7 protein-coding genes are annotated in these 13,320 nt (G+C 48.2%); all 7 read left to right on the forward strand.

What is annotated here, in order from left to right:
• Window positions 1-137: 137 nt before the first annotated feature.
• The 7 genes from C8N47_RS16065 (at window position 138) to C8N47_RS16100 (ending at window position 13,317) form a co-directional block, all read left to right on the forward strand.
• Window positions 138-3,572 (forward strand): TonB-dependent receptor, encoded by a 3,435-nt coding sequence (locus C8N47_RS16065; protein ID WP_211316177.1) that lies wholly within the window; start codon window positions 138-140, stop codon window positions 3,570-3,572.
• A gap of 12 nt (window positions 3,573-3,584) precedes the next feature.
• Window positions 3,585-5,573 (forward strand): RagB/SusD family nutrient uptake outer membrane protein, encoded by a 1,989-nt coding sequence (locus tag C8N47_RS16070; RefSeq protein WP_107823595.1) that lies wholly within the window; start codon window positions 3,585-3,587, stop codon window positions 5,571-5,573.
• Window positions 5,574-5,720: 147 nt separating this feature from the next.
• Entirely contained in the window at window positions 5,721-6,560 is an 840-nt protein-coding gene (locus tag C8N47_RS16075) for a glycoside hydrolase family 16 protein (protein ID WP_107823596.1), read from the forward strand.
• Window positions 6,561-6,566: 6 nt separating this feature from the next.
• Window positions 6,567-8,864, forward strand: coding sequence for a glycoside hydrolase family 20 protein (locus C8N47_RS16080; RefSeq protein WP_107823597.1), 2,298 nt, complete (start codon window positions 6,567-6,569; stop codon window positions 8,862-8,864).
• A 186-nt stretch (window positions 8,865-9,050) separates the two neighbouring features.
• Complete coding sequence (locus tag C8N47_RS16085; protein ID WP_107823598.1) at window positions 9,051-9,908, forward strand: glycoside hydrolase family 16 protein; 858 nt, start codon at window positions 9,051-9,053, stop codon at window positions 9,906-9,908.
• A 275-nt stretch (window positions 9,909-10,183) separates the two neighbouring features.
• The gene (locus tag C8N47_RS16095) at window positions 10,184-11,737 is read left to right on the forward strand and encodes a sulfatase (protein WP_107823600.1); all 1,554 of its coding nucleotides are present in this window, start codon (window positions 10,184-10,186) and stop codon (window positions 11,735-11,737) included.
• A gap of 26 nt (window positions 11,738-11,763) precedes the next feature.
• Window positions 11,764-13,317, forward strand: coding sequence for a sulfatase family protein (locus C8N47_RS16100; protein WP_107823601.1), 1,554 nt, complete (start codon window positions 11,764-11,766; stop codon window positions 13,315-13,317).
• Window positions 13,318-13,320: the final 3 nt, after the last annotated feature.

A 13,320-nucleotide genomic window follows, 5' to 3' on the forward strand; every position in this document is an offset into this window, starting at 1 on the left:
GCAGATAATGCCCCAACATTATCCGCATCCTAAAATTTGATTTTTAATTAATTGTAAGAATTAATCACTGTAAAAGTATGAAAAAAAATGATTGTAAAGGCTTACCCGGAAGGGATAAGTTTGGGAAACTATTGCTTATGATGAAGTTAACAACTTTTTTATTTCTAGTAGGTTTAATGCAAACTTACGCAGTTGCTGGCTATTCGCAGCGAACACAATTGACGATAAACGTCAAAAATGTGTCGGTGGAGGATGCTTTATATGAAATAGAGCAGCAAAGCGACTACGTATTTTTGTATAACCGGGATATGGTCGATGTCAATCGGCGGGCCAGCTTGCAGGCTAAAGACCTTCCCATTGAAAAAGTACTGGATCAGCTATTTGCCGGTACTGCAGTTAACTACCGGGTGATGGACCGTCAGATTGTTCTCTCGTCTGACGAAGTTGTTGCGCAGCAACCCGTGCGTACCATTACCGGTAAAGTAACCGATAACACCGATTTTCCATTGCCCGGGGTGACGGTTGTTCTTAAAGGGACTTCCGACGGAACGATTACCGATGGTAACGGGATGTACTCGTTGAAGAATATTCCTAGTGGCGCAACTTTGGTCTTCTCCTTTGTTGGAATGCGCGCGCAGGAAGTTGTCGTGGGCCAGGAGAAAACAATTGATGTGGTACTGGAGGAAGAAACCGTTGGAATTGAGGAGGTTGTTGCAGTAGGGTACGGTACGCAGAAAAAAGTGAACTTGACTGGTGCGGTATCGGCTGTTAGTGCCGAAGCTCTGGAATCACGTCCGGTGCAGAATGTTGGCCAGGCGCTGCAAGGGATTGTTCCCGGGTTGAACTTCTCAACTTCCGGTTTGGGAGGTGAGCTAAACCAAAACTTAAGCTTCAATATTCGTGGTACCGGTACCATTGGTTCCGGATCAAATGCTTCTCCGCTCGTATTGATCGACGGGATGGAAGGGGATATGAACGCGTTGAACCCGCAGGATATCGAAAGCATTTCGGTATTGAAAGATGCTGCCGCGGCTTCTATTTACGGATCGCGCGCTGCCTTTGGTGTGGTTTTGATTACCACGAAAACAGGTAAGGCTGGCGTAACAAATATCAATTACAACAACAACTTCCGGATGACCATGCCGCTTGGATTACCCAAGATGCTGGATTCCTATAGTTTTGCCTTGTACTGGAACGAAGCTGCCGCTAATGGTGGTGAAGGAGCCAAATTTACGGACGAGATTATTGAACGTATTTTGCAATACCAGGCTGGTGAAATTGACTACGGAACAGTGCCCAATAACAATGGCGACCGCTGGCAGTTTTATACGGGAGCCAATGCCAATACAGATTGGTTTGACGAGCTGTACCGCGATGCTGCTTTCGCTCAGGAACATTCGTTAAGTATCAATGGCGGATCTGAAAATGTGAAGTACTATGTGTCCGGTAACTTTTTGGATCAGGAAGGTTTGGCCAAGTACTCGGACGACCAGTTTAGCCGCTATGCTGTGACTGCGAAAATCAACGCGACCTTGTCGAAAAAGATTAAATTCAACTACAGCTCGAAGTTGATTCGCGAAGACTATGAAAAAGCAACACAACAGTCCGGTTTGTATTTCCACAATATTGCCCGTCGCTGGCCGACTAACCCGGTGACCGATCCGAACGGACACTATACCGAGGCTAGTGGTGAGATGGTGCAGTTGACTCAAGGTGGTCGTACCAATGATCGTTCAGACTGGATTTACCAGCAGGGGCAGTTGATTGTTAGCCCAATCAAGGGGTGGAACATTTATGCCGAAGGAAACTACCGGGTAAAATACTACACCTACCACCAGGATGTGCTTCCTGCTTACGCTTACGATGTGAATAATAATCCGTATGCTGTTGGTGTTGGTTGGAACTCTGCTGGTTACAGCTCGGTTTATGAATACGACCGTGCCGATAATTTCTTTACGTCTAACATTTATACCGATTATGAGTTCAAACTAAACGAAGATCACTACTTCAAGGTGATGGCCGGTTTCAACTCAGAGTTGATGAAGTACCGCACTTTAGGTGCTTCGCGAAGCGGGTTGATTTCTCCTTCATTGCCAACGATCAACACGGCGACTGATAACAGTAAAGCGACTGAAGGTCAGTATCAACATTGGGCAACAGCCGGTTTCTTCGGACGTTTAAACTACAACTACAAAGAACGCTACCTATTGGAGGTGAATGGCCGTTACGATGGTACTTCCCGCTTCATCGGCGACAAGCGCTGGAACGTCTTCCCCTCTGTTTCGTTGGGGTGGAATATCGCAAAGGAAAACTTTTGGACATTAGACCACATCTTCCAAACATTCAAGTTAAGAGGTTCTTACGGTGAGCTGGGTAACCAAAATACATCAAACTGGTATCCGTTCTACTCGCAGATGCCTGTTGGCATCAACAGTGGCTCGTGGTTGCTGGGGGGGCAAAAGCCTAATACAGCCAGTGCTCCAGGCCTTGTGAGCTCGCTGCTGACTTGGGAAAAGGTATCAACGTGGAACGTTGGCCTGGACTTGTCCATGTTCTCAAACCGACTGACAGTGAATGCGGACTACTTCAAACGAAATACTTTCGATATGGTAGGGCCAGCACCTGAGTTGCCGGTAGTTTTGGGAACAAGCGTGCCTCAAATTAACAATGCCGATATGGAATCCTACGGTTTCGAATTGGAGGCGCACTGGAAAGACCGCATCGGAAAATTCAACTACTCGGTGAGAGCAGTCTTGTCTGACGACCAGCAAAAAGTAACCAGCTACCCGAACCCGACCGGAAATATCAGCACCTGGTACGAAGGAGAAAAAATGGGTGACATCTGGGGATACACAACGATTGGTATTGCTAAAACGCAGGCTGAAATGGATGCACATTTGGCTGACGTTAGCCAAAGTAACCTGGCCAGCCAGTGGGGAGCAGGTGATATCATGTATGCTGACCTGAACGATGACCACAAAATCGACGGTGGTTCAGGTATTTTGGGTGATACCGGCGACCGTCGCATTATCGGTAACTCAACACCACGATATCGTTTCAGCCTCGACCTGGGGGGTGACTACAAAGGATTCGATTTTAGAATTTTGCTGCAAGGTGTGGCCAAAAGAGACTGGATGCCTAATGGTCCTTACTTCTGGGGAGCCAGCGGCGGTATGTGGCAGTCGGCCGGTTTTACAACACACATGGATTACTTCCGCGACGAATCATCGGTGATGGTGCAGGCCGGACATGCTGATGTGAACCTGGATTCGTACTTCCCGAAACCATATTTCAACACCGGCAAAAACCAGCAAACGCAAACCCGTTATGTACAAAGCGCCGCTTATATGCGTTTGAAAAACATTCAGGTTGGTTATACTTTGCCGAAGTCTTTGACCAACCGAATTGGAATCTCAAAAGCACGATTCTTCTTGTCGGGAGACAACCTGTTGACTTTCACAAGCCTGATTGATACATTCGACCCCGAAACAGTCGGATTGGGTGGATGGAGTGACGGAAAAACTTACCCGTTAGCCAAGGTTGTTTCTTGTGGTCTAAGTGTTAACTTTTAAAAATACAGAATCATGAATCAAAAATATAGCATCAAAAAATTCATGGTCATTGCTTTAGCGGCACTCTCTTTTACGTCCTGCAATGATTTTCTCGACAGGGAGCCTCTGTCCAATGTCACGCCAAACGATTATTTGTGGAGCGAGGCCGATCTGGCTGCCTATACGATCAATCAATATGATTTTCCGACCCACAGCGGTTGGGGACCCGGCACCTTTGCAACCGACAACAATACCGACAATCAGGCAACCAGTAGTTATTCCACCAGGTGGGTGCCCGGCGAGTGGCGTGTGCCGCAGTCAGGTGGCGACTGGAACTTTAGCGCAATTCGCAATTGCAACTACTTTCTGGAAACCGTGTTGCCTCGTTGGCAAGCCGGCGAAATTTCGGGTAATGCCGATAATATTGATCACTATGTTGGTGAAGCTTATTTCCTGAGAGCTTACGAGTATTTCGGGAAAGTGGAGACTTATGGCGATTTTCCAATCGTTCGTCGTACCCTTAAGGACGAAATGGCTGAGTTGAAAGCGGCTTCCGTTCGTCGTCCGCGTAATGAGGTTGCCCACTTTATCCTGTCTGATCTGGATTCAGCCATTATGTTGTTGCAGGATAATCCACCTTACGGTAAAAACCGGATCTCGAAGCAAGCTGCTTATCTCATGAAATCGCGTGTTGCTTTGCACGAGGCTACCTGGTTGAAATATCACAAAGGTACGGCACAGGTTCCTGGTGGTCCGGGATGGCCTGGTGATGCGGCTACCGTTTCAGGATTCAATATTGATACTGAAATCGATTATTTCCTGACTCAGGCGATGAATGCTGCTGCCGAGGTGGCCGATGCCGTATCTTTGGTTGAAAACACCAAAGATGATGGTTACGACTCGTCGACCAACCCTTATGCTCAGATGTTTGCCGATTTCGATCTGGATGGTTACAGTGAAGTGTTGCTGTGGCGCGAATACGACGCCAGTTTAGGGATCAACCATAATGTGAACCACTATGTGAATCAGAACGGTGGTAATACCGGTTTTACTAGAGGGTTTGTTGATAATTTTGTGATGGCTAACGGTTTGCCAATCTATGATGACGCTTCGGGATATGCCGGCGACGATTCAACACAGATGGTTAAAATCGATCGCGACAATCGTCTGCAATTGTTTATGAAAGTGCCTGGCGACCTGCGTTATATTGATAAGCAGAATACGGATGGTGCGCCTATTTTGGAAGGATACCCCGATATTCTGGGAATTAACGAAGTTCGCTATGTAACAGGTTATGCCCTGAAAAAAGGCTTTTCATATCTGGCGGCACAGTCGGAAGGAAGTGCCGGTTCAACGGGGAGCATTGTTTTCCGTGCTGTTGAAGCCTACCTGAACTACATTGAAGCTTCGTATTTGAAAAGCGGCCAGATTGACGCCAAGGCTGACCAATACTGGAGAGCGATTCGCGAACGCGCCGGTGTTAATCCGGACTATAATGTAACAGTTAACGCAACAGTGATGAGTGAAGAAGCGAAAAATGACTTCGCAGCATACTCTGCCGGTCAGCTGCTAACCGACAAAGTATTGTATAACATTCGTCGCGAACGTCGTTGCGAATTGATGGCTGAAGGTCTTCGCATGTTCGACCTGAAACGTTGGAGAGCCTTGGATCAACTCAAAACCAACCCTTATATTATTGAAGGTTTCAAAATTTGGGGACCGATGCAGGATTGGTATCAGGATGAAGACGGTAATTCTTTGTTGATTGAGGCCGGAACGCCAGATCAAACAGCGAATATCTCCAAGTCGTCGGAAAGCGAGTATATGCGTCCTTACCGTGTTGTACTGAGCAGTTCGAACCAGGTGCTCGACGGTTATCGTTGGACTGCCGCTCACTATCTGTCGCCAATTGCCATTCAGCATTTTATTATTACAGCTGAAAATACCTCTGATTTGACTACCTCTACAATCTATCAGAACCCGGGGTGGCCATTGGAAGCCAATAGTGGTGCCACAGAATAGTACTTGTGCACAGCAGAATTGAAATATAGCCTTGAGGCCTCTCCAGCATTAAGGGAGAGGCCTCATTGCGTTATAAGGGCTATTCGTCATCAGGATTCTGGAATCTTTAAGTATTTTTGTGAAGCCTCGAAAACAGAAAAACAAGACATGATTGTAACGACAAACAGACTTTGCCGCCTGTTGCTGCTATTGTTTGGCTTGATTGTATTTGGCCCGGTACACGGGCAGGTGATCAAATCGGACTGGAAATTGGTTTGGAGCGATGAGTTTCAGGGCGATGGTCAGCCCGATGAAAACTGGTGGAGTTTCTCCGGCCGCAAGAGTGCCGATTGGGCCTGTTATTGTAGCGATGACCTGCAAAATGCGGAACTGATCAATGGGATGCTGCACTTGCGGGGTACCCCAAACACCAACACAGCTGACACCATTCCTTATCGCACCGGCTGCATCTCAACAAAAGGAAAATTCTCCTTTCGGTATGGTAAGGTTGAAGTGCGTGCCAGGCTTGGTAAAGGACAAGGTTCGTGGCCGGCTATCTGGCTGATGCCCGAGAAGAGTGTTTATGGTTCATGGCCGCGCAGCGGAGAAATTGATATCGTGGAACAGCTGAATTTTGACACCATCGTCTATCAAACCGTCCACACCGAATATGTGGATGTTTTAAAACAAAAAGATAATCCCAAATACTTTTCTACAGCCTCTTTTAAGCCGGAAGAGTTCAATGTATTCAGCCTGGAATGGTATCCCGATCGACTCGATTTTTTCGTTAATGGGAGCCAAACATTTAGCTATCCCAAAGTTGATGGCTTGGGAGTAGCTCAGTGGCCCTTCGATCAACAATTTTATATCATTCTCGACCAGGCGCTGGGCGGCAGCTGGGCCGGGCCGGTCAATTCCGATCATCTTCCTGTGGAAATGCAGGTCGATTGGGTACGCGTGTATCAGAAAGCCAACGAAAACACATTTCTTAGAAACAATAAACAATAGATCATTATGAAGAAAATTATTCTCAGTCTTTGGGTTTTTTGCTGCCCGTTTTTGCTCTTTGCCGAAAACCTGTTGCCGATTATTCCGCAACCGGTGTCGGTTCAGCTTAAGCAGGGTAGTTTTATCATCGACGGTGAAACCGGCATTCAGTTTGATAAAACACAGCAGGAACTTAAGCAGGCTGCCGATTTTTTTGCCAATGCGGTAGCACATATTTCTGCTTATCAACTCGTAACCAACCAACAGAAAACCAAAACCATTGCATTGAGCCTGCAGGAACTGCCAACAATTGGAGCAGAAGGCTACCAGCTCGATGTGACCCCCGAAAAAATTGACCTGCGCGCCAATACCAAGGCCGGTATTATTTATGGTATGCAGTCGCTGTTGCAGTTGCTGCCTGCTATTCGTACCAATGCGGCGCTGGAAATCCCTTGTTTGTCGATTACTGATTACCCGAGGTTTAAATGGCGCGGCATGCACCTCGATGTGAGCCGTCACTTTTTTGGTCCCGAAGTGGTTAAAGAGTACATCGACCTGATGGCTTCTTACAAATTGAATACCTTTCATTGGCATTTGGTCGACGACCAGGGCTGGCGAATTGAAATTAAGAAGTATCCCAAACTGACTGATATTGGCGCGTGGCGTGTGGATCAAACCCAACTGCCCTGGGACCAGCGTCCGCAAGCTAAGGACGGCGAGAAACCAACTTACGGCGGCTACTATACCCAGGAACAAATTAAGGAGATTGTTCGCTATGCTGCCGAACGAAACGTGACCATTGTGCCGGAAATCGAGATGCCCGGACACGTGGCATCGGCTATTGCAGCGTATCCGGAGCTGAGCTGTAAGCAAAAACCACAGCTTCCGCTTACCGGTGGCGATTATACCGATATGTCGTCGAACTATTGCCCGGGAAACGAAGAGGTTTTTCACTTCCTGGAAGATGTTCTGAGTGAAGTAATCGAGCTGTTCCCTTCAACATACATCCACATTGGCGGCGACGAGGTGAACAAAGATTCCTGGAAAGCTTGCGAGCGTTGCCAGGCCCGCATGAAAAAGGAAAAGCTGAAAGATGAAAATGAGCTGCAAAGCTATTTCATCCAGCGCATGGAGAAATTCCTCATCAGCAAAGGCCGCAAAATGATTGGCTGGGACGAAATTCTGGAAGGTGGACTGGCGCCCGAAGCTACGGTAATGAGCTGGCGAGGCGAAGCCGGTGGTATTGAAGCGGCGAAAATGGGCCACGATGTGGTGATGACCCCAGGCAGCCCTTGCTATTTCGACCACTATCAGGCCGGACCTGAAGGCGAGCCAATGGCCATTGGTGGTTTTAATACCTTGCAAAAGGTGTACGATTATGAGCCAATTCCTGCGGAACTGAATGAAGAGCAGGCCCAATATGTGTTGGGGGCTCAGGCCAATGTCTGGACCGAATACATCACCACTCCGGAGTACCTCGAATATATGGTGTTGCCACGTATGCTGGCCCTGGCTGAAGTCGTGTGGACCCCTGCGGCACAAAAGGATTGGACGAGTTTCAACCTGCGCCTGCAAAATCAATTCCGGGCTTTCGAACAAAAAGGCTTGCGCTACTGTGGCGGAAACTACACCGTTCATATTAAACCGACATCAACAAACGGCAAGCTGAAGGTTGAATTGACGACCGAAATTTTAAATGCCGAAATACATTACACCCTTGATGGTAGCGAGCTTACTGCCGCCAGCCCCAAATACACGGAGCCCGTGGAAATCAAAGCCAGCACCGTGCTGAAAGCTTCCAATGTGGTTGGTGGTCAGGTGAAAGGTTTTAAGCCTGCCGAGCAAACATTTGTGATGCACCAGGCGATTGGGCGGGCTGTTGAATACACAAAACCGGTGAGCCGCTACTACCAGGCCGATGGCCCTAACTCGCTGACCGATGGTGTTCGCGGAACCGAAACCGTCGGAAAATACTGGCACGGTTTCAACGGAACAGACCTGGTTGCGACCATCGATTTAGGCGAAAGCAAAACAATCAGCAGTATCACGCTGGGCTGCCTGCAAAAGTACCGCGATTGGATTTTTATGCCCTCATCAGTCAATTTTGAAGTTTCAACCGATGGCAAAAACTTTAGGCAATTGGCAAACCTTGCCAATCCGGTTGACCGCAACGAAGAGTTGGCTCAACACGACTTTAAAAGTGAATTTAAAGCGCAAAAGGCACGCTATATTCGGGTGACTGCCAAAAGTACACTTTGCCCCGAAGGGCATCCCGGAGCCGGAAAACCAGCCTGGATCTTCGCTGATGAAATTATTGTGGAGTAAAAATAGCACTTCTACTGGTGGCAAACAGGTACGAATACAGCGTGCCTGTTTGACCACTTCGTGAAGAATCCCAATAATTTTTTATTTTTGGTGTCTTCGAACACGCAGGTAGTAGAGTGACTATAAGTGGATATTTATCGAATTTGAAATAAACGAACTAACACTGAACTAACGAAAGAAAAAACGATGCACATTAAAACACACAACCTAATTATTTGGGCCGTTATGGCCTTATCTTTCGCCGCCTGCAGCAAGGACAATGATCCGATTGTGCCCGAAGAGGAGGAAAATACCGAAACGCAGCAAGAGTGGTCGCTGGTGTTCGAAGATAATTTCGACGGAACAGCCTACGACACCCAAAACTGGTCGAGTTATCAAACACAGTCGTGGTCGTCGGCCTGGAACAGATACGTTGTTCCCAACGATGCCTCGTTGGCCGAAGTTTCGGATGGAGCATTGCACATGCGTGCACGCTGGAATGACGAGACCGATCTGCCGGAAACCGGCGCTATTCAATCAGTCGGAAAATACAGTTTTACTTATGGAAAGCTCGAAGTGAGAGCCAAGTTTACCAGATCGGGAAAGGGAGCCTGGCCCGCAATTTGGCTGATGCCGCAAAATGCGGTTTACAACGGATGGCCCGACTGCGGCGAGATTGATGTGATGGAACGCCTGAACAACGATGCTTTTGTGTACCAGGTTATTCACCAGTCAGCGAGCCCCGGGCAGGAGTTAAAGCCTGCGCCAAGCGCAACGAAGAGTATTGATCTGAATGAATATAACACCTACGGAATTATTAAGTCTGAAAATAAAATCGAGTTTCAGGTGAACGGCAAAACCACATTCACCCATGTTAAAAATGCAGTCAATGGCACCCGTTGGCCTTATGAAACCGATTTTTACATCATTCTGAATTATGCCTGTGCCGACAAAGGAGACTCGGGAGTCTATTTTTGGCCGGGTAGTGTTACCGATACCACCGGCTTTCCCTACGAGATGGCAATCGACTACGTGAAAGTATGGCAATTGAAAGATGTAGAGTAAACAATAAACAGTTAAAAGTGACAAGATGATTGCTTGTCACTTTTATTTCGATTTTAATTCAAACATTTTTAGATAATGACAACCATGCAGAATCATAAAGTAGAAGTTTGGATCCTGTCAATCCTGGTATTCCTATTTGGGGCGTCGGGATTGTATGCTGGTTTTAATCATCACGGGTACCTTGCATTTCTGTTGGGGGTGTTTTGTGGGAAGGCTTCGACTCGATTGTACACAACTATTAAAAAAGCAGGAGAACTAAAATTAGTACAAGCTAAATGAAAAAACCTATACGAAATATATCGACTGCCGTGTTGGGGCTGATGGCATTTTCGGCCTGTACGTCGCCAACAACAGGTGAGCATACCGCGGAAAAACCCAACATCCTGTTTTTCCTGGTCGACGACATGGGCTGGCAGGACACCTCGGTGCCTTTTGCCAGCGATACCACACCCAATAACCGGAAATACCATACGCCCAATATGGAGCGGCTGGCTTCGCAAGGGATGAAATTTACCCAAGCTTATGCAACAGCGGTGTGCTCGCCCACACGTACTAGCCTGATGACCGGCATGAACGCCGCCCGCCATCGGGTAACGAACTGGACTCTGAACCGCGATGCCTCGGTGGATGCTCCCGATGAGGTTCTGGAGTTTCCGAAATGGAATGTGAATGGACTTCAGGCAGTGGATTCCATTGAACAATCAGTGTATGCCACCACCTTGCCCCAACTGTTGCACGACAATGGTTATTACACTATTCACTGCGGAAAAGCACACTGGGGAGCCTTTGGAACCCCCGGAGCCGATCCATTGACGTTGGGCTTCGATGTGAACATTGCCGGACATGCAGCCGGAAGGCCTGCAAGCTATCAGGGCGAGCGGTTCTTCGGAAATGCCGAGCCGGGCGTTTACACCCAACCTTGGGGAGTTCCCGGGCTGGAAAAATACCATGGCGATACCATCAACCTGACCGATGCGCTGACACGGGAAGCTATTGCGGCCATCGAAAAGTCGCGCGGGACCGGAAAGCCATTCTATCTGTATATGTCGCACTACACGGTGCATACCCCTTTGGAACCGGATAAGCGCTACTACCAGAAATATATTGATCGGGGGTACGACGAGCTTGAAGCTCGTTATGCCTCCATGGTGGAAGGGATGGACCAAAGCCTGGGTGATCTGATGGATTATCTGGCGAAGAATGGCCTTGACAAGAATACAGTCATCTTATTTATGTCGGATAATGGTGGATTGAGCGCTGCTGAGCGCGGTGGAGAGCGCCATACGCACAATGCCCCGTTGAACAGCGGCAAAGGATCGGCTTATGAAGGCGGTATCCGCGAGCCCATGTTGGCCAAATGGCCGGGACATATCGAGGCCGCTTCGGTGTGTGACGATTACCTGATCATTGAAGATTATTACCCTACCATTCTCGAACTGGCCGGAGTGAAGGACTATCAAACCGTGCAGCAGATCGATGGAAAAAGCTTTGTGCCCATGCTTTTGCAAACCGGTACAACAGCCCGGGGGCGGGATTTATTCTGGCATTTTCCCAACAAATGGGGCGCTTCGGGGCCCGGGATCGGTACAACAAGCACCATCCGCAGTGGCGACTGGAAGCTCATTTATTGGTACAAAACCGGCGAGTACGAGCTGTTTAACATCCGCGAAGATTTGGGTGAAAAACATAACCGTGCCGCCGAACATCCCGAGATCGTGAAAGAACTGGCAATGAAGTTGGGGAATTACCTGCGCTCGGTAAATGCGCAGCGCCCCAGCCTGAAAGAGAGCGGGCAGGTCGTGGCCTGGCCCGATGAGCATTTGAAATAGCAATCAACTTAAAGACAATAGAATTTATGAAGCGTAATTTAATGATGATGTGTGGTTTGGCGTCCCTGGCAGCAGGTTGTACTTCAACCCAACCCAAGGAGGTTAAGCCGCAGAAACCGAATATCATTTTTATCATGACCGACGATCATTCGTTCCAAACCTTGGGAGCGTATGACAGTACCTTAATTAAAACGCCCGGCTTGGATCGTATCGCCAACGAAGGGGTCACGTTTTCGAACAGTTTTGTGTGTAACTCGATTTGTGCACCCAGCCGGGCTGCGATGCTCACCGGAAAGCATAGCCATGCCAACGGGCAACGCGATAATGCCGACACCTTCGATGGCAGTCAGCAAACCTTCCCGAAACTGTTGCATCAGGCCGGTTACCAAACCGCACTGATCGGTAAATGGCACCTGAAAAGCCAGCCTACCGGCTTCGATTACTGGAACATTTTGCCCGGGCAGGGAAGCTATTACAACCCCGATTTTATCGACTCAACCGGACAGAAACATTACGACGGTTATGTAACTGATTTGATTACAGACTTCAGTACCGATTGGCTCGATCATCGCGATAAGGATAAGCCCTTCTGTATGCTGGTGCATCACAAAGCCGTTCACCGCGTGTGGATGCCGCCTACGAAGTATTTGAATGAATTTAAGGACCGCAAGTTTGAGGTGCCCGAAAATTTCTTCGACGATTATGAAGGGCGGATTGCTGCCTCGCAACAGGAAATGAGCATCATCAAGGATATGGACCTGGTGTACGATTTGAAAATGCTCGACAAAGAAGGGGATATCAAGTCGCGTCTTCGCGGAGCATACCAGGGCGGCGCCTATGCGCGTATGAACGAGGAGCAACGTGCTGCCTGGGACGCCGTGTACGACCCGATTATTGCCGATTTCAGAGCCCGTAAACTGACCGGTCGCGAGCTGGCCGAATGGAAATACAACCGCTATATGCAAGACTATCTGGCTTGTGTAAAATCCTTGGATGACAATGTTGCCCGCCTGTTGAAATATTTGGACGATAACGGCCTGGCGGAAAATACGCTGGTTGTTTACACCTCCGACCAGGGTTTTTACATGGGTGAGCACGGCTGGTTCGACAAGCGTTTCATGTATGAGGAATCCTTCCGCACACCGCTGTTGATGCGCTTCCCAAAAGCTTACACCAATGCGCACGGCAAAATTGACCAGTTAGTGCAGAACATTGATTATGCGCCAACCTTCCTGGATTTGGCCGGCGTAGCTGTTCCCGAAGATATTCAGGGGGAATCCTTGTTGCCTTTGGTGGGCGAAAATGCACCCGAACACTGGCGCAACGGCCTGTATTATCACTATTACGAATACCCGGCCGAGCACGCCGTAAAACGTCATTACGGCATTCGTACCAATCGCTACAAGCTCATTCATTTTTATAATGATATTGATGCCTGGGAACTGTACGATTTGCAGAACGACCCGCACGAAATGCATAACCTGTACGGTCAATCCGAGTATCAGGAATTGGCCGATAGCCTGAAAACGCAGTTGCTGAATTTGCAACAACAATATCAGGATCCGATTATTAATCAATAATGT

It is taken from the genome of Mangrovibacterium marinum, from assembly GCF_003046625.1.
GTDB classification, from domain to species: Bacteria; Bacteroidota; Bacteroidia; order Bacteroidales; family Prolixibacteraceae; genus Mangrovibacterium; species Mangrovibacterium marinum.